The sequence below is a fragment of the Flavobacterium oncorhynchi genome, from assembly GCF_002217355.1.
Taxonomy (GTDB): Bacteria; Bacteroidota; Bacteroidia; order Flavobacteriales; family Flavobacteriaceae; genus Flavobacterium; species Flavobacterium oncorhynchi.
In genome coordinates this window covers 36031-52832 of record NZ_MUHA01000004.1, presented here as the reverse complement: position 1 = coordinate 52832, position 16802 = coordinate 36031, and the positions used below count along the sequence as shown (strand labels likewise).

Below are 16802 nucleotides of genomic sequence, written 5' to 3'. Positions count from 1 at the left end.
TACGTTGTAAACAACAATTTAGGTTTCAAACAAAAGCACTATTTTTACATGTATCAGAAAAACAAATAAGTAAAATGAAGATAATGGCATATGATCTTGAAAATAGATCGCTCATAATTAGATTGTATACCTTATACTGGCTGGGGTATATTTTGCTTTTTAGTTTAATTCAAGGGCTGCCTGCCAATGATTTTATTACGGCATTGCGCAACGAATGGTACAGTATTTTACCTAAGATTCTTTTTGTAACTATTGTTGTTGAGTTTTTAATGCCTCGTTTATTATTCAAGAAAAAAACGATAACTTTTATTACCGCTTACGTTATTCTAATTCTGCTTTTTGCTTTTTTACAGCGTTTAATAGACAATTTTATAATCCTGCGTTATTATCTAACATTCTGGAAAATTGAACCTCTTCTATCAGCACCTGTCTTTTTGTATAATGTGAGTAAACTTCAATTTGTAGTTACGATACCAATAGCTTTTAAACTATTTTATTATCTAGCGGAAGAAAAAAATAAAGTACAAACCATTTTATCCGAAAAACTGCAAGCCGAACTTTCGTCTCTTCGAAATCAGTTTCATCCGCATTTTTTGTTTAATGTGCTGAATAGTTTGTATTCTAAAATTCTAAGCAAATCAGATGATTCAGCTGAAATTGTTTTAAAAATATCCGATATCCTGCGATTTTCTATTTACGATGTCAACAACAAAAGCATCACATTAGAAAATGAAATAGATTACCTTAAAAATTATATTTCACTGCAGCAACTGCGTTTTGAGAATCAGCTCCAATTGAGTTTTAGTGTTTATGGTTCTGTAGAAAACCATTCGATAGAACCTTTTTTGATACTGCCGTTTATTGAAAACAGCTATAAATATTGTTTAGACGAAAACAATCAAGGCTGGATAACCATTTCTATTACTATTAATGATGAATGGTTAGTCGTTAAAATTGAGAACAGCCTTTCTGAAAACGCTAATCTGTATCCTGAAAATGTAAACAGCGGCATAGGAATTTCGAATGTAAAAAGAAGATTAGAACTCTTGTATCCAGACACACACGTTTTGACAATAAAAAATGAAACGGTAAGCTTTTTTGTTTCTTTAAAAATAAAAATAAAAGATGGCGGCAATTAACTGTATTATTATTGAAGATGAATTACCTGCATCAATTTTGCTGGAACTTCATATTGCCAAATTTGATTTTTTAGATCTGAAAGGTAAATTTACCAGTGTCTCAAATGCCCAAAATGCAATAAAGTCAAACAAAATAGATCTTATTTTTTTAGATATAAATCTGCCTGGGAAATCTGGAATCGAATTTGCGAAAAGTCTGCCCTCAGAAACAGCAGTAATTTTTACAACTGCATATACAGAATACGCCGTTGAAGGTTTTGAGATTGAAGCTGTAGATTATATTCTAAAACCAATCTCATTAGAACGTTTTACAAAAGCCATAAGCAAATACTCGAAAATAAGAGAGTCGAACGAGATAGTTTTGCATTCTAAAAGTCAAGAAACAGATCGTGCTTTTATCTTTGTAAAATGCGAACGAAAAATGGTTAAACTTTTCCTTGATGAAATTTATTATTTTGAATCTCAAGGAAATTATTTACTGATTTATACACTGTCAGAATGCTACAAAACTTACCAGTCTATAACCGAAATGGAAGATAAATTGCCTGAAGGTTTGTTTTTGAGAATTCATCGCTCTTTTCTTGCTGCCATAAAAAAAATATCCGGCTATAATGCAAATCATATCAACATTCAAAATAAGCAATTGCCAATTGGACGTTTTTATAATTCTGCTGTTTCTAGTTTATTGAACTCTTTAATACAAAAATAAATGTCAGTATATTTTTGTTCACAATGCTACTTCGACTGCTTCCTTTATTAATGATTTTGCAAAAAGGCAGTATTTATTGCTTAAATGAACACTTTCATTCCTAAAATCTTAGTTTTTTTTAATTCAGATTGTTTAGCTAAACAACATGAATAATCACTTATAAAACAGCTAATTAAAACCATTATTACATTTTTTTTCATTCGTTAAGCGCCTATTTATGCGCTATTGCAATTTATTTTAAAAAAAACGTCCTTTTTGAGGTAACAAATAATATAGCACTGCATCAAAAGGTAAACTTTAAAACTTAACGTTATGAAAACTAAATCAATTTTAATTATCGCATTTATGCTTCTTGCTTCAAAATCTGTTTTTTCTCAAACCGCTTTTAAGGTAGATGTAAAAGGAAAAGGAGCACCTGTTTTATTATTTCCTGGTTTTGGCTGCACAGGAGAAGTTTGGAATGAAACAGTAGCCGAACTTTCTAAAAATTACGAATGTCACATTTTTACTTTTGCAGGATTTGGGAATGTTCCTCCAATCGAAAATCCGTGGTTATCTACAATAAAAGACCAAATTATTTCTTATGTCAAAACTAAAAAATTAAAAAAAGCTGCCTTAATTGGTCATAGTTTGGGCGGCACTTTGAGTTTATGGTTAGCTGCTGAAGAACCTACTTTATTCAAAAAATTAATTATTGTTGATGCCTTACCCTCAAGTGCAGCTTTAATGATTCCTAATTACAAAGGAGAAACAATTCCTTATGATAATCCGCAAAGCAAAATGTTGCTGGCTATGGATCAAAAAACATTTAGCGCAATGAATTCACAATCGACTTCTTATATGTGTTTGAACAAAGAAAAGCAAAAAACGATCAACGAATGGATGAATGCTGCCGATAGAAAAACCTATGTTTATGGTTATATCGAAATGCTTAATTTAGACTTACGTAAAGAAATTGCCAAAATTAAAATTCCAGTAGTAATTTTAGCTGCAACAAATCCAGATCTTAATACAGTACAAAACACATATAAAGCTCAGTATGAAAATCTGCCAGCCGCTAAAATTTATTACGCTGCAAACTCGGCTCATTTTGTAATGTATGATCAACCAGAGTGGTTTATAGAAAAAGTAAAACTAGAAATACAATAAGGTGGCTGAAAAAGAACAATTTAACGATATATACAACAAACATTATAATAAAGTGTTTCGTTTGTGCAAAGGTTATTTTTGTGGAGATATTTCACTGGCTTCTGATGCTGCTCAAGAAATTTTCATTAAGGTATGGGAAAAATTAGACACATTCCGAAATGAATCCAGCATAAGCACTTGGATTTACAGAATTACGGTAAACACTTGTCTTCTTTATTTACGAAAATCATCTTCTAAAAAAGAAATTAGAACAGAAAGCCTGCCCCAGCTCGTTACAGAAACCTACTCAAACGAAAAAGACGAACAGCTTCAACAAATGTATCAATGCATACAAAAGCTTGAAGAAACAAATAAAATGATCATACTGATGACTTTAGACGGAATAGAATATCCCGAAATATCAAAAGTAATAGGAATAACCGAAGAAACACTTCGTGTTAGAATCCACCGAATCAAGAAAAGTTTAACTCAATGTGTACAAAATGAAAACATTTGAAGAATTACAAAATATTTGGAATCAGCAAGCAGAATCCAATATAAAGCCAGCAGCCGAAGATATTATTAAAAAAGCTGAGGCTCACACTAAAAAAATTAAACGCAATCATTTTTGGACTAGAATAATTTTGAGTCTGACCGCAGTAATATTGATCTATTATTATATTTGGGTAGGTGCTTATAAACAAACACTATTCAATTTTGGATTGTGCATTATGATCACAATGCTCCTATTTCGTGTACTCTTAGAATGGATTAGTGTGAAAAAATTGGAAAACTTAAAAACGGACACGACCTTAATTGAATACAGTAAATTGGCTTCTCAATTTTACCAATGGAGAAAAAAAATCCACTACATCTGCACACCAATAATCTACCTTACTTATGTTGTTGGTTTTACATTTCTTTTACCCGTTTTTAAAGAAAATTTGTCTAGCGGTTTTTACCTTTATATCGTGATAAGCGGATTTGTTTTTTTAATGCTTTTTGGATTATTTATGGTAAGAATAATAAAAAGAGAAATACAGCTTTTAGGTTTCTTAAAAAACATTTCTTAAAACTACTATTCTAAATTAACTAGAATTCTAGTATTTAAAGAAACTTATACTTTTTGTCACTGTACAGATTTTACATTCAACAAAAGGAACAATTTCATGTTTTGATAAATATATATAACAAAAGCCACTCGATATGAGTGGCTTTTGTTATGAATTTAGAAAGAGCATTTTCATTCCAATTAATCAGCTGCGTTTTTTTTTTTAGGATAAAATCTGAATAATTGGGTTAAAAGCTTTTGAGGCCACAAGCACTTTTTGCCCTATTTTATAATTTACAATTTCATCTTCTGTCGCGACGACTTTTATAATGTTATTTCCTGACGACACTTGTACAACATAAATAATATCACTTTTTATAATGCTGATTATTTCTCCCGTTATTTGAAATTTACTGCTTATTTTCTTTTCAGCAAATACCTCATTCGGCGTTCCTTGCTTAGTAATTTTACCTTTGTCGATAACGACTACCTTATCCGAAAGTTTAAAAATTTCGGCTGCCGAATGGCTGATCATCAAAGTAGTTAATTTATATTTTTGATGAATTTTTAAAATATAATCCTGAAGCTTAAATCGCATTTCATCATCTAAGGCTGAAAGCGGCTCGTCTAACAACAAAATCTCTGGTTTACGAACAATCGCTCTTGCCAACGCTACACGCTGTTTTTGTCCTCCTGATAAATTTTGCGGTTTACTGTTTTGTAGCGACTCCAATTCCATCAGCTCTATTAATTCAGTAACAATTTCCTTTGAATCGTTTTTAGATAACGCAAACTCCAAATTTTCTTTAACCGTCAGATTCGGAAATAAAGCAAAATCCTGAAAAACGAATCCTATAGAACGTTTTTGAACTGGAAGATGGAACTTTTTTAAAGAATCATCCCAAACTTCATCCCCTACTTTTATCTGCACTTTTTCTGCTTCAATAAGTCCTGCTAATATTCTAAGAATAGTGGTTTTACCTGCTCCAGAATTACCATAAATAGCAATAAACTGACCTTTTTCAAAAGTCAAAGAAACATCCAACGGCAGTTCGCCGTCAGCGGTTTGAAGCATTTTATAGGCTTTAAACTGTATCATTAATAAAGTGTAGTTTTTCTTGATTTATTATTAATTAAATGAACAGTAAGCAAAATAAGAAAAGAGAACACAAACAAAATTCCCGCATAGACATTGGCGTTATAATAATTCATCGATTCTACTTCTTCGTAAATGGCAATCGAAACGACTTTGGTTTCTTCAGGAATACTTCCTCCCACCATTAAAACTACGCCAAACTCCCCTATTGTATGTGCAAAAGTCATTATAATTCCAGTAAGTAACGATGTTTGTATATTGGGCAGTAAAATTTTTGTAACAGTTACAAACCTTGATTTCCCAAGAGTAAAAGAAGCTTCCTGAAGTGCAGGCGGCAAATTTTTCAATCCTGACAAAATAGGATTTACCATAAAAGGCAAACTGTATAAAACCGAAGCTAAAATTAATCCTTGAAAAGTAAACACCAATCGAAGATCAAAATAATCAGATAAAAATTTTCCAAAGGCATTTTCTGGGCTAAAACCTATTAAAAGATAAAAACCTAAAACCGAAGGCGGCAAAACCAAAGGCAGACTTATCAGGGCTTCAATAACCGCTTTGAACCGAAACCTGCTATAAGACAACCAATAACAAAGCGGAATTGCCACAATAAAAAGTATTATTGTGGTAATCAAAGCCAGTTTTGCCGTAAGCCATATGGGTTCTAAATTAATCATGTGCAGACAAGCTTACTTCGTTTGTTTTTATTAAAGCCAATACCGTATCATTTTCTTTTAAATCTAATTGTTCACAAGCATTTCTTGTTATAATAGATTTTATAACCTGCTGCTCATTGATCAAATTAATCTGGCACAAAATCACTCCTTTGTGAATAGATTCAATGTGGCACAAAAGTTTATTCTGCGTACTAATATTTGGATTTAAATCTTTAGAAATTACTACTTCCGTTTCTTTAAAAATAATTTTGACAGGATTCTCTATTTTTAAGTAATCAGACGTTTCTGGTGTATCGAGAACAATTGTAGAAAAAGTAACGTTATTTGATTGTACTCTCACGAGCGAAATACCTTCATGAGATTGAATTTGCGATATGATTCCGTTTAGTATATTCATTATGCTTTTGTATCATATCCATAATACTTTAGAATAGCAATTGCTTTCTTTGAAGATATGAAATTATAAAACTTGACCGCACCGGCCTTTCCTTTTGCATTTTTCAAAATTACGCAGCCCTGCTCTAGCGGTGTATGGCTCTTTTGCGGAATAATATAGTACTTTCCTCCTTCTCTTTTCATATTTGGAGTTAGAACAAGCGATAAGGCAGTGATTCCAATATCGGCATTTCCAGTTGTGATAAATTGAGTGGCTTGAGTAATATTATCGCCGAAAACGAGTTTGCTTTTTACTTTGTCATAAATTTTATAAAATTTCAAACTTTCAACTGCTTTTTCTCCATAAGGCGCAGTTGCAGGATTTCCAATGGCTATTTTGCGAATATCTGCGCTTAGAAGGCTGTTTATTTTGCTTTTATTCGGATCTATTTTTTTGCTCCAAATCACCAATTTTCCGGTTGCATACATTTTAATTTTAGAACCGATCAATTTTTTCTCTTCCAATTTTTTGGGATAATCCATATCTGCCGAGAAAAATAAATCAAATGGAGCACTGTTAGAAATCTGCTCAAAGAACTTTCCTGAGGCGCCATAGGTAATCTGTGTATTTATACCTGGATTTTGAATTTTAAAAACGGTATTTATCGAGTCCAGAGCAATTTTTAAGTTGGCTGCCGCTACAATTGTAATTTTTTCCTGTCCTCGTACAATTCCAAATGTCAATACTAAAAATGCTGTTACAATAAACAAATGTCTTTTACTAGCTTTCATCTCTAATTGTTCTGTTAGTATTGTAAAAGTAAGTATTCTAAGGCAGAGTAGAAAAATCTAATTTGTTTTTAAGAGTAAAATTATCAGTCCAAATAATCGAAATCTTCCTAATAACTTTAAACGATCCCTTTCTCTCCGTTTGAAATGTAGACTATTTTCTTTTCAGATTGACTTATACTTATACTTATACTTATACTTATACTTATACTTAATTGCTAGTCCACAGGTTTTAGTGTTGATCTCTAAAAGAACAATTTTCAGGTTTCGATAAATGGTACAAAACAAAAAAGCCACTCAAATTGAGTGGCTTTTGTTGTGATCCCAGAAGGATTCGAACCTTCGACCTACGCATTAGAAGTGCGTTGCTCTATCCAGCTGAGCTATGGAACCAAAATAAGATTTTTATAAAAAAACTCTCAAAAAAAGTCGGGGTGGCAGGATTCGAACCTGCGGCCTCCTGCTCCCAAAGCAGGCGCGATAACCGGGCTACGCTACACCCCGAAGGCAAAATTTAAGCGGAGAGACAGGGACTCGAACCCTGGCGACGGTTACCCGTCGACAGATTAGCAATCTGCTCCATTACCGCTCTGGCACCTCTCCAAGCTCAAGAAACGTGTTCTGTTTTGCGGTTGCAAATGTAAGACAACATTCCATATCTCACAACTATTTTTGCGCTTTTTTTAAAGTTTTTTTAATCTTTTTTCTAAAACACTTCACAATCAAACGAATAGAATTAACAAAAATTTCATCTTAAATTTAAAATCCAATCGAATTGACGCAAAATTTGAATTTATTCAAATAAACAGTAAATTTGCTAGATAACTAATATTAACAGAAAATGAACAAAAGAGTTGTGATTGTTTCTGCCGTTAGAACACCTATCGGAAGTTTCATGGGTGGGTTATCTACCGTACCCGCACCAAAATTAGGCGCTGCCGCTATTAAAGGCGCACTTTCAAAAATTAACCTAGACCCAAAATTAGTTGATGAAGTTTTCATGGGGAACGTAATCCAAGCTGGTGTTGGACAAGCTCCAGCTCGTCAAGCTGCCCTTTTTGCAGGATTATCAGAAGAAGTTGCTGCCACAACAGTTAACAAAGTCTGTGCTTCTGGAATGAAAGCGGTAATGTTTGGTGCGCAGGCAATCGCTTGCGGTGATGCCGAAATCGTAGTTGCCGGCGGAATGGAAAGCATGAGTTTGATTCCACATTACGTGCAAATGCGTACTGGAAACAAATTTGGTCCTGCAACAATGCTGGACGGAATGCAAAAAGATGGTTTAACAGATGCTTACGATAACAACGCAATGGGAGTTTGCGCTGACTTATGCGCATCTGAATACAAAATCAGCCGTGAAGAACAAGATAACTTTGCTATTCAATCTTATGAAAGAAGTGCAAAAGCTTGGGATGCTGGAAAATTTGATAATGAAGTTGTTCCCGTAGAAGTTCCACAAAGACGCGGCGAACCAATTATATTCTATAAAGATGAAGAATACACTAATGTAAAATTAGATAAAATTCCATCTTTAAGCCCTGTTTTTACAAAAGACGGAACTGTAACTGCTGCAAACGCTTCAACTATAAACGATGGTGCCGCTGCTTTAGTTTTAATGTCTGAAGAAAAAGCAATTGCATTAGGTTTAAAACCTTTAGCTTATATAAAAGGCTATGCAGATGCAGCGCAAGAACCAAAATGGTTTACTACAAGTCCTGCAAAAGCATTACCAAAAGCTTTAGACAAAGCTGGAGTTTCAATTTCAGATGTTGACTATTTCGAATTCAATGAAGCCTTTTCTGTTGTTGGTCTAGCCAATGCAAAAATCTTAAATCTTGATAACGATAAAGTAAACGTAAACGGTGGCGCTGTTTCACTAGGACATCCGCTTGGCTGCTCTGGAGCACGTGTTATTGTAACTTTAATTAATGTTTTAGAACAAAACAATGCTAAAATCGGAGCTGCTGCAATTTGCAACGGCGGCGGCGGCGCATCAGCAATTGTTATCGAAAGAGCTTAAATAATAATACTTTAAATTAGGAGTTATTAACTACTTTTGACTCCTAATTTTTTTAAACTTATAAATTACCCTAAATGTTCGGAATTTGCAATCTTGCCATAGTACCCGTTCGATCTGAGCCTAGCGACAGAAGTGAAATCGTTACACAACTTTTGTTTGGCGAACATATCGAAATTTTAGAACGCCAAAAGCAATGGGCGCGCATAAAAATTCAGTTCGATGATTATGAAGGCTGGGTAGATTCAAAACAATATCAGGTAATTTCTGAAGAAAACTACAATCAATTAAGTAAAGAAGCCATTATTCTAAACGCTGATTTAATTGATTATATCACTTCTCCAAACAATTTATTACTGCCAATTCCGCTTGGTGCTTCGTTAACGTTTTTAAACAATAACGAAATCAACACCTCCAATTTTGATTTTGAAGGAACAAAAACCAGCGGTATAAAACCCAAAAGCGCACTTATAAATACTGCTTTTATGTATCTAAACGCACCTTATTTATGGGGCGGAAAAACACCTTTTGGAGTAGATTGTTCTGGTTTTACACAAATGGTTTACAAACTAAACGGATACAAAATTCATCGCGACGCTTCTCAACAAGCACTAGAAGGCGAACCTTTAAGCTTTATTGAAGAAAGTGAACCCGGAGATTTAGCTTTTTTTGACAATGATGAAGGAAACATTACTCATGTGGGAATCATTATGGAAAACAACTATATCATTCACGCAAGTGGAAAAGTCCGTATCGATCGTTTAGATCATACCGGAATTTACAATCCCGAAATAAACAAACACACTCATAAACTTAGAGTAATCAAAAAAATCATTTAAAAACACGAATTGCACTAATTATCAAAAATTAAAAATCCTTTTAATCAGTGTAATCGGTAGCAAAAAAATAGTATAAATTCGTGAAATCCGTGTTTATGCACTCAATCGAATCGTCTTTCTAAACTCTGACGGACTATTGCCCTTTTGTTTTTTAAAGAATTTATTAAAGTGACTTTCGTCCGTAAAGCCAAATTCATATGCAATTTCGTTAATGCGCTTATCACTGAATTGCAAACGATGCTCTATCAGTTTTGTTTTATAATTACTAATATATTGCTGCATCGTTTCATCGGCATGTTTCTTAAAATAACGTCCTAAATACGTATTCGAAATTCCGAAATAATCACTTATAGATTCTGCTTTTATTTTCTCAGGATAATAAATATTCGTTTGAATATATTGTAAAATATCCATTGCTTTAGCTTCAGTTCCCACATTCACCTGTTCCGGTAAATATTTCGCAATATTTCTGGCAACAATAATGATTAAAGTATTTACCAATTGTTGAATCAATTCCTGATTATAAACATCTTTATCATTGTGTTCGCGGCAAATCGCTTCGATCATTACCTTAACCAAACACTTATCAGCATCATTCTTTAAAATACAACCTGGTTGATGATTTGCATTTTGCAGAATATATTCTAAACGCTGAATGTTTTCATTTTGAAGACTCGAATTCTTCAAATAAATATCATTAAATCTCAAAAAGAAAAATTTCGTTTTCGTTTCAATAGTAAAATTATGACAATCCTCAGGTGTCAATAAAAACATATGTCCAGCATCATATTCAAAGATATTTTTATTGATACACTGTCTTCCCGTTCCGCTCAAAATGTAAACCAATTCAAAGAAATTGTGGCGATCCCCAACATCTGGATATTCATCCAATGTTTCAAAAGAAACCGTAAACGGTTCATATAAATTTTCTTTTTTCATAATCTTAAAGAATCTATTGAAGTTGCAAATGTACCTAAAAAAGACAAAATTATACAATTTTACACTCAAAAAAATGGTATAATTTTGTCAAAAATTTGTAAAACGTAATATTTAATATCATGGAATATAGAAAATTAGGCAACTCTCAACTAGAATTATCAACCATAACATACGGCGCATTTGCGATTGGCGGAAACATGTGGGGCGGAAACGAAAAGAAAGATTCAATCGACTCTGTTCGCGCTTCTATCGATCACGGCGTAACAACAATTGACACTGCTCCTTTTTACGGATTTGGCTTAAGCGAAGAAATGATTGGCGAAGCTATAAAATCTTACGATCGTTCAAAAGTACAATTGTTAACTAAATTCGGCTTAGTTTGGGATGGAAGCAATAACGGAAAAGGCGATTTCTTTTTTGATGCCGACGATAATGGCAAAAAAATTCCTGTCTACAAATATTCATCAAAAGAAAACGTCATAAAAGAAATTGAAGAAAGTCTAAAACGTCTTCAAACAGATTATATCGACTTATTGCAAATTCACTGGCCAGATTCAACCACACCAATTTCCGAAACAATGGAAGCCGTTGAAACCTTACTTCAACAAGGAAAAATCAGAGCATTTGGAGTAAGTAATTATAATGTTTCTCAAATTCAGGAAGCACAAAAAACAGTTCAGATCGCATCCAATCAAGTTGCATACAGCATGCTCAACAAAAGCATTGAAACAGATTTACTTCCATTTACAATTGCAGAAAATATCGGAATCATAGCATACAGCCCAATGGAAAGAGGTTTGCTTACAGGAAAATATTTTACAGACGGCAAATTAAAAGAAAACGATCATCGTAATGGTTATTTTGGAAAATTTGATATTCAACAAGTAAAAACTTTAGTAGAAGAATTAAGCTCATTAGCCAATTCTAAACACATTTCGATCTCACAATTAGTTTTACGCTGGACTACTTTACAAAAAGGAATCTCAATTGTTTTGGCTGGCGCAAGAAACGCTGAACAAGCCATCTCAAACGCAAAAGCAATGGATTTTGATTTATCGGCTGCAGAACTAGATTTTATTAATCAGGCAATTGCTAAAATAAAATAATATTTAAACACATAGGAACATAGTTTTTATTGCGCATAAAAGGCGTTTCACTTGCATTAACAAACATAGTCAGCACAATATTGTCATTCCGAGGAATGACAAACTTTGAGAGTTCTGTTTCTATGTGTTTTAAAAAATCTCAAAATTTAAATAATTAGAATTTGGGCGTGTTCGCCGCGGCGAATCGGGCTTTCGGCTATATCTTTTATTCCGCTATCGCTTCATAAAAGGATACCGCCTCAATCCCTCACGCATCCATTTTCAAAAGAAACAATCATATAAAAATGAAAAAAATATTTATTATCAACGGAAGTCAAAACTTCGCTCATTCAGGCGGAAAATTCAATGAAACCGTTACAGACTGGACAATTGAGTTTTTAAAAAGTAAAAACTACGAAATAAAAACAACTGACATCAAACAAGAAATCGACCTTAACGAAGAAGTAGAAAAATTCGTTTGGGCAGATGTAATCGTTTATCATACACCTGTTTGGTGGTTTCAATTGCCAAATCTTTTCAAAAAATACATCGACGATGTTTTCACTGCTGGACACAATAAAGGAATTTACAAAAGCGACGGAAGAACCAGAACAAATCCGGACATTAATTACGGAACCGGCGGACTTTTACATGGACGTAAATATATGCTGACTACAAGTTGGAATGCGCCTGCAACTGCTTTTACACTTCCGGGAGAATTTTTCGAAGAAACTTCTGTGGATGATGGTGCTATGTTTGGTTTTCATAAAATGAACAAATTTGTGGGAATGCAAAAACTCGACGGATTTCATTTTCATGATGTCGAAAAAGGTGCTACATCTGAAAATATTAGTATCTTTAAATCTGAATACACAAACCACTTAGCAGAAATTTTCAAAACCATATAACCATGATATCTATAACTGCCATTATAAAAAGCAAGAAAGAAAACACTCAACAGCTTCACAGCTTATTGAATGACCTAGTTACCGAAACTAGAAAAGAAGCTGCATGCGTGCGCTACGATCTTCATCATGCCGAAAATGTTTTTATTATTTGGGAAGAATGGAAAGATCAAACCGGCTTAGATCTTCATAACAACCAATCTCATTTACAAGATTTCATTACTAAAAGCGAAACCTTTGTTGCCGCTCCAATTCAGGTTTACAAAACTGCACAGGTTTTATAAGATATTTTTTCTGCCTCGAATTCACGAATTATTTTAATTGCTCTGTGCATAAATTTTAAAGAATAGATTCGTGACTCGAGCGATAGCGAACAGGCGAAGCAATTCGAGGCAATAAAAAACTACTTAATCCCTCCAAAAGCTCCAAAACACATATTTTTATGTAAAATTTCGACGCTTTTAAAACCCACTTTTTTCATCAAATCCAATTGATAATTCATTGATCTTGGCGTATCTTCTTTTGCGATATAATCAAATACATTATTACGATATTCCGCCCCTCCTATTCCTTCCAAATATTCTCCATAGCGCTGCCAGGTGTATTCGTTCAACAATTCCGTGTCTTGTGTAATCAAATCCGAAATCATAAAACAGCCGCCCGGTTTTAATAATCTGAATATTTTAGTAAAAGTAGTTTCCCAATCCTGATCATCTCTTAAATGATGCAAAACTGCTCCCGCCAAAATAATATCAAAACTATTTTCATTTAAATCAATTTCGCGAATATCACCTTGTTTGATTTCTACTTTCCCTTTTGTTTCTGCTGATACTCTTTCAAAAGCTTTATCCAACATTGGCAAACTCAAATCGACCAAAGTGCAATTTAAATCTGGTAATTTAGACAACATCATTAAAGTATAATTTCCTGCACCGCAGCCAATATCCAAAACATGAGTGGCATTTGGAATAATTCTTTTAGAAGCTTCCGTAATTAATTCCAACGAAATTTTAGCATCAATAGTAGACAATTGTCCCGTTTCTAAATTCGAAAATCGTTCGACATCGTTATCAAATCGTTCTTTGATTTCTGCAATAGTTGATTTTTTCATAGTCTATATTTTTTAAATCTCTCGCAGTCTCGATAGCTATCGGGAACAGATTGAGCGAATCTTTTTGCTATTATTGATCGGAATATTGTAGTTAAAATGATTTTATCTAAACTAATAATCTGCTCAATCTGAAACCCGAGCGATAGCGAATTAGCAAAGTACATCTGCGAGAGAGTTCTGTTTTCTTTTTCCAAAACTATCTCTTTTATAAATACTTTAAAAATACTATTTTTATCAATCATCAATACTTTAAAAGTATCATGGAATTACGTCACTTAAAATACTTTTTGGCTGTAGCCGAAGAACTGAACTTTACCAAAGCTTCTGAGAAACTTTTTATTTCGCAGCCGCCATTAAGTCGCCAAATTATTGAACTTGAAGAAGAACTTCAAGCGAAGCTTTTCATTCGGAACAATAAAAAAGTAGAACTAACGGAAGCTGGGAAATATTTCGAAAAAGAAGTAAAAGTCCTTTTTCAGAATTTGGAACGTATTTCTATAAAAACAAAAAAGATTGCCAAGAATGTCTCGGGCGAATTCAGAATCGCCTACATCAGCTCGATTTACTCAGCTGTTATTTCAGAATTAATAAAGCATTTAAAATTACAATTCCCTTATGTAAATTTTAAACTTTTTGAAGTATCCACAACCAAACAAATCGACGCTTTAGAACAAGGAAAAATCGAAATGGGAATTATTCGTTCACCAATAAAATCACCAAAAATACAATCTCATTTATGGTTTAAGGATGGATTTTCACTTGTCTTTAATAAAAAGAACATTCAATTGAAATCTGAAAAAGAGATATTGAACTTAAAAGATGAGACTTTTGTGTTCTTCAATAAAGATTACGCGCCGCATTATCATGAAGTTTTACTAGAACTTTGCGCCTTTTATGGCTTTACGCCGAAGATCATTCATGAAGCGAACAACATAAATTCTATAGTACAATTAGTCAAAAATGGCTTAGGAATTTCGATTGTTCCATCCAACATTGCAAAAAACAATCAAGATCCTGAAATTGGTTTTCTTGAATTAAAAAAAGTGAATCTTTTTACAAATGTTTCGATTATAACTTCAAAAGAAGCTGATTCTGAAATCACAAGATCTGCTGTTGAATTTTTGTTGACACAAAGTCGCTAAGACGCTAAGTTTTTTCAAGCCACAGATTAAAAACATTAAGAGGATTTTCTCTCATTTTTGTCATTTCGACGAAGGAGAAATCTTCGCAAGTAGCTCCGTTCCTACAAGCCAATCTTTGTGGAGCTTCTCGTGGAGATTTCTCCTTCGTCGAAATGACAAACTATTCGGAAAAACTCTAAATAAAAACTTTGCGCCTCTGCGTCTTTGCGAGATTAATTCAAAAACAATTCGTGAAAATTAGTGCAATTCGTGGCTATAAAAAAATCGTTACAATTTATCACAGCATTCCCAACAATAAAAAGAGAACTTTTAAATACCTTAGCAAATTATAATTCTACCAAATAAAATCAATACAAAAATGGCTGAGCAATCTTCAATTCAGTGCCCGAACTGCGGAGAAAATATCGACGTAAACGACATCTTAAAACATCAGTTAGAAGATAGTATCCGTAAAGAATTTCAACAAAAAGCTGCTGCTCAGGCAAAAGAACTGGAATTAAAAAGCGAGCAATTCGAAAAAGCCAAAACCGAATTTGAAGCCAAAAAGAAACAAGAAAATGAACTTTTTGCCGAACGTTTGGAGCGCGAAAAAAAGACTGCTGAAAAAGAAATTTCTGAAAAACTAAAAGCCAAACTCGAAGAAGAAAATAAAGATCGCATGCTTTTGATGGAAAAAGAGCTTTCTGAAAAATCAGAAAAACTTCGTGAATTGAATAAAATGACAGGCGAAATTGCAAAACTTCAGCGTGAAAAACTGGAAATGAAAGAAGCAATCGAAGCCGAAGCACAAAAGCAGTTAAACGCTACTTTAGTTCTGGAACGCGATAAAATTCGCAAACAAGAAGAAGAGAAAAACGAACTGAAAATAAAAGAATACCAAAAACAATCTGACGATCAAAAAAAGTTGATCGAAGAAATGAAACGCAAGCAAGAACAAGGTTCTATGCAATTGCAAGGCGAAGTAATGGAATTAGCAATTGAAGAATGGCTGGCAAGTAATTTTCCGCTTGACACTATCGACGAAATTAAAAAAGGCGCTAACGGTGCCGATTGTCTTCAAATTGTCAATACACGCGAATTGCAAAACTGTGGTTCGATTTACTACGAAAGCAAAAGAACAAAAGCCTTTCAACCTTCTTGGATTGAGAAATTCAAAAATGACATTAGAACCAAAAGAGCCAATATTGGTGTTTTGGTGACCGAAGTAATGCCAAACGGAATGGAAAGAATGGGAATGCGAGACGGAATCTGGATTTGTACTTATGAAGAATTTAAAGGTTTGACCGCTGTTTTACGTCAATCACTAATTCAAGTAAGTCAGGCAGTTCAGGCACAAGAAAACAAAGGCGATAAAATGTCGATGCTGTATGATTTTTTAACCAGCAACGAATTCCGTTTGCAAATTGAAGGCATTGTTGAAGGTTTTACACAAATGCAAAGCGACTTAGATTCTGAAAAAAGAGCTATGCAGCGAATTTGGAAACAACGCGAAAAACAAATCGAGAAAGTAGTTCACAATACCTTAGGAATGTATGGTTCGATTCGTGGTATTGCAGGAAATGCAGTTCAAACAGTTAGAGCTTTAGAATTAGATTTTGTTGAAGGAGAACAGGAAGATGAAGAGCCTAAGGAATTGTTTGAGTAATTAAGAAATACGTTTAAAGCAACGAATTCAACACAATATTGTCATTTCGACGAAGGAGACCCGAGCGATAGCGAACAGGCGAAGCAAATCTTCGCAAGCAGCTCCGTTCCTATAAGCAAATCTTTGTAGAGCTTCTCGTAGAGATTTCTTCTTCG

General features: G+C 33.7%; 18 protein-coding genes and 3 tRNA genes. 12 read left to right on the top strand and 9 right to left on the bottom strand.

The window, feature by feature from the left end; genetic code table 11:
* The first annotated feature begins 74 nt into the window (after window positions 1-74).
* The 5 genes from B0A75_RS02815 to B0A75_RS02795 all read left to right on the top strand — a co-directional run bounded on the left by B0A75_RS02815 (window position 75) and on the right by B0A75_RS02795 (window position 4049).
* Window positions 75-1139: a sensor histidine kinase gene (locus tag B0A75_RS02815; protein ID WP_089052779.1), complete on the top strand. Its 1065-nt coding sequence runs from the start codon at window positions 75-77 to the stop codon at window positions 1137-1139.
* Window positions 1126-1848 (top strand): LytR/AlgR family response regulator transcription factor, encoded by a 723-nt coding sequence (locus tag B0A75_RS02810; protein WP_089052778.1) that lies wholly within the window; start codon window positions 1126-1128, stop codon window positions 1846-1848. Before B0A75_RS02815 ends, B0A75_RS02810 begins: the two co-directional genes overlap by 14 nt.
* 312 nt (window positions 1849-2160) lie before the next feature.
* Window positions 2161-2997, top strand: a complete 837-nt coding sequence (locus B0A75_RS02805) for an alpha/beta fold hydrolase (RefSeq protein WP_089052777.1) — start codon at window positions 2161-2163, stop codon at window positions 2995-2997.
* A 1-nt stretch (window position 2998) separates the two neighbouring features.
* Window positions 2999-3493, top strand: a complete 495-nt coding sequence (locus tag B0A75_RS02800; RefSeq protein WP_089052776.1) for an RNA polymerase sigma factor — start codon at window positions 2999-3001, stop codon at window positions 3491-3493.
* Window positions 3480-4049 carry a hypothetical protein gene (locus B0A75_RS02795; protein WP_089052775.1) on the top strand — a complete coding sequence of 190 codons (570 nt, stop codon included), beginning with the start codon at window positions 3480-3482 and terminating at the stop codon, window positions 4047-4049. The genes B0A75_RS02800 and B0A75_RS02795 overlap by 14 nt, the downstream gene beginning before the upstream one ends.
* A 201-nt stretch (window positions 4050-4250) precedes the next feature.
* On the opposite strand, the gene B0A75_RS02790 is transcribed toward B0A75_RS02795, so the two are convergent.
* From B0A75_RS02790 to B0A75_RS02760, 7 genes are all read right to left on the bottom strand, one after another.
* Window positions 4251-5126 (bottom strand): ABC transporter ATP-binding protein, encoded by an 876-nt coding sequence (locus B0A75_RS02790; RefSeq protein WP_089052774.1) that lies wholly within the window; start codon window positions 5124-5126, stop codon window positions 4251-4253.
* Window positions 5126-5800 (bottom strand): molybdate ABC transporter permease subunit, encoded by a 675-nt coding sequence (gene modB / locus B0A75_RS02785; RefSeq protein ID WP_089052773.1) that lies wholly within the window; start codon window positions 5798-5800, stop codon window positions 5126-5128. Before modB ends, B0A75_RS02790 begins: the two co-directional genes overlap by 1 nt.
* Window positions 5793-6197 carry a TOBE domain-containing protein gene (locus B0A75_RS02780; RefSeq protein ID WP_089052772.1) on the bottom strand — a complete coding sequence of 135 codons (405 nt, stop codon included), beginning with the start codon at window positions 6195-6197 and terminating at the stop codon, window positions 5793-5795. Before B0A75_RS02780 ends, modB begins: the two co-directional genes overlap by 8 nt.
* Window positions 6197-6967 carry a molybdate ABC transporter substrate-binding protein gene (modA, locus tag B0A75_RS02775; RefSeq protein WP_089052771.1) on the bottom strand — a complete coding sequence of 257 codons (771 nt, stop codon included), beginning with the start codon at window positions 6965-6967 and terminating at the stop codon, window positions 6197-6199. The genes B0A75_RS02780 and modA overlap by 1 nt, the downstream gene beginning before the upstream one ends.
* Window positions 6968-7283: 316 nt before the next feature.
* Window positions 7284-7357: transfer RNA gene (locus B0A75_RS02770), tRNA-Arg, on the bottom strand.
* 36 nt (window positions 7358-7393) lie between these two features.
* A tRNA-Pro gene (locus B0A75_RS02765) sits at window positions 7394-7468 on the bottom strand.
* Between the two features lie 15 nt (window positions 7469-7483).
* Window positions 7484-7567 (bottom strand) — tRNA-Ser (locus B0A75_RS02760).
* Window positions 7568-7805: 238 nt separating this feature from the next.
* On the opposite strand from B0A75_RS02760, the gene B0A75_RS02755 reads away from it, so the two are divergent.
* The gene (locus B0A75_RS02755; protein WP_089052770.1) at window positions 7806-8984 is read left to right on the top strand and encodes an acetyl-CoA C-acyltransferase; all 1179 of its coding nucleotides are present in this window, start codon (window positions 7806-7808) and stop codon (window positions 8982-8984) included.
* Between the two features lie 74 nt (window positions 8985-9058).
* Window positions 9059-9820: a C40 family peptidase gene (locus B0A75_RS02750; RefSeq protein ID WP_089052769.1), complete on the top strand. Its 762-nt coding sequence runs from the start codon at window positions 9059-9061 to the stop codon at window positions 9818-9820.
* Between the two features lie 93 nt (window positions 9821-9913).
* Here the strand turns inward: B0A75_RS02750 and B0A75_RS02745 are convergent, their stop codons facing one another.
* A complete protein-coding gene (locus tag B0A75_RS02745; RefSeq protein WP_089052768.1) occupies window positions 9914-10759 on the bottom strand; it encodes an AraC family transcriptional regulator in 846 nt (281 codons plus the stop codon).
* A gap of 119 nt (window positions 10760-10878) precedes the next feature.
* Between B0A75_RS02745 and B0A75_RS02740 the strand changes: the two genes are divergently transcribed.
* From B0A75_RS02740 to B0A75_RS02730, 3 genes are all read left to right on the top strand, one after another.
* Window positions 10879-11865, top strand: a complete 987-nt coding sequence (locus B0A75_RS02740; protein WP_089052767.1) for an aldo/keto reductase — start codon at window positions 10879-10881, stop codon at window positions 11863-11865.
* A gap of 284 nt (window positions 11866-12149) precedes the next feature.
* Window positions 12150-12752: an NAD(P)H-dependent oxidoreductase gene (locus B0A75_RS02735; RefSeq protein ID WP_089052766.1), complete on the top strand. Its 603-nt coding sequence runs from the start codon at window positions 12150-12152 to the stop codon at window positions 12750-12752.
* Window positions 12753-12754: 2 nt separating this feature from the next.
* Window positions 12755-13033, top strand: coding sequence for a putative quinol monooxygenase (locus tag B0A75_RS02730; RefSeq protein ID WP_089052765.1), 279 nt, complete (start codon window positions 12755-12757; stop codon window positions 13031-13033).
* 119 nt (window positions 13034-13152) lie between these two features.
* Here B0A75_RS02730 and B0A75_RS02725 read toward each other — a convergent pair whose 3' ends face one another.
* The gene (locus tag B0A75_RS02725; protein WP_089052764.1) at window positions 13153-13860 is read right to left on the bottom strand and encodes a class I SAM-dependent methyltransferase; all 708 of its coding nucleotides are present in this window, start codon (window positions 13858-13860) and stop codon (window positions 13153-13155) included.
* Window positions 13861-14120: 260 nt separating this feature from the next.
* On the opposite strand from B0A75_RS02725, the gene B0A75_RS02715 reads away from it, so the two are divergent.
* Window positions 14121-15002: a LysR family transcriptional regulator gene (locus tag B0A75_RS02715; protein ID WP_089052762.1), complete on the top strand. Its 882-nt coding sequence runs from the start codon at window positions 14121-14123 to the stop codon at window positions 15000-15002.
* A 358-nt stretch (window positions 15003-15360) separates the two neighbouring features.
* Complete coding sequence (locus B0A75_RS02710; RefSeq protein ID WP_089052761.1) at window positions 15361-16647, top strand: DUF2130 domain-containing protein; 1287 nt, start codon at window positions 15361-15363, stop codon at window positions 16645-16647.
* The last annotated feature ends 155 nt before the right edge of the window (window positions 16648-16802 follow it).

Coding starts and splice junctions, on each gene's coding strand:
- B0A75_RS02755 (WP_089052770.1), top strand. CDS start 7,806: ATGAACAAAAGAGTTGTGATTGTTTCTGCCGTTAGAACACCTATCGGA.
- B0A75_RS02810 (WP_089052778.1), top strand. CDS start 1,126: ATGGCGGCAATTAACTGTATTATTATTGAAGATGAATTACCTGCATCA.
- B0A75_RS02715 (WP_089052762.1), top strand. CDS start 14,121: ATGGAATTACGTCACTTAAAATACTTTTTGGCTGTAGCCGAAGAACTG.
- B0A75_RS02710 (WP_089052761.1), top strand. CDS start 15,361: ATGGCTGAGCAATCTTCAATTCAGTGCCCGAACTGCGGAGAAAATATC.
- modA (WP_089052771.1), bottom strand. CDS start 6,967: ATGAAAGCTAGTAAAAGACATTTGTTTATTGTAACAGCATTTTTAGTA.
- B0A75_RS02790 (WP_089052774.1), bottom strand. CDS start 5,126: ATGATACAGTTTAAAGCCTATAAAATGCTTCAAACCGCTGACGGCGAA.
- B0A75_RS02735 (WP_089052766.1), top strand. CDS start 12,150: ATGAAAAAAATATTTATTATCAACGGAAGTCAAAACTTCGCTCATTCA.
- B0A75_RS02745 (WP_089052768.1), bottom strand. CDS start 10,759: ATGAAAAAAGAAAATTTATATGAACCGTTTACGGTTTCTTTTGAAACA.
- modB (WP_089052773.1), bottom strand. CDS start 5,800: ATGATTAATTTAGAACCCATATGGCTTACGGCAAAACTGGCTTTGATT.
- B0A75_RS02725 (WP_089052764.1), bottom strand. CDS start 13,860: ATGAAAAAATCAACTATTGCAGAAATCAAAGAACGATTTGATAACGAT.
- B0A75_RS02750 (WP_089052769.1), top strand. CDS start 9,059: ATGTTCGGAATTTGCAATCTTGCCATAGTACCCGTTCGATCTGAGCCT.
- B0A75_RS02805 (WP_089052777.1), top strand. CDS start 2,161: ATGAAAACTAAATCAATTTTAATTATCGCATTTATGCTTCTTGCTTCA.
- B0A75_RS02730 (WP_089052765.1), top strand. CDS start 12,755: ATGATATCTATAACTGCCATTATAAAAAGCAAGAAAGAAAACACTCAA.
- B0A75_RS02780 (WP_089052772.1), bottom strand. CDS start 6,197: ATGAATATACTAAACGGAATCATATCGCAAATTCAATCTCATGAAGGT.
- B0A75_RS02815 (WP_089052779.1), top strand. CDS start 75: ATGAAGATAATGGCATATGATCTTGAAAATAGATCGCTCATAATTAGA.
- B0A75_RS02795 (WP_089052775.1), top strand. CDS start 3,480: ATGAAAACATTTGAAGAATTACAAAATATTTGGAATCAGCAAGCAGAA.
- B0A75_RS02740 (WP_089052767.1), top strand. CDS start 10,879: ATGGAATATAGAAAATTAGGCAACTCTCAACTAGAATTATCAACCATA.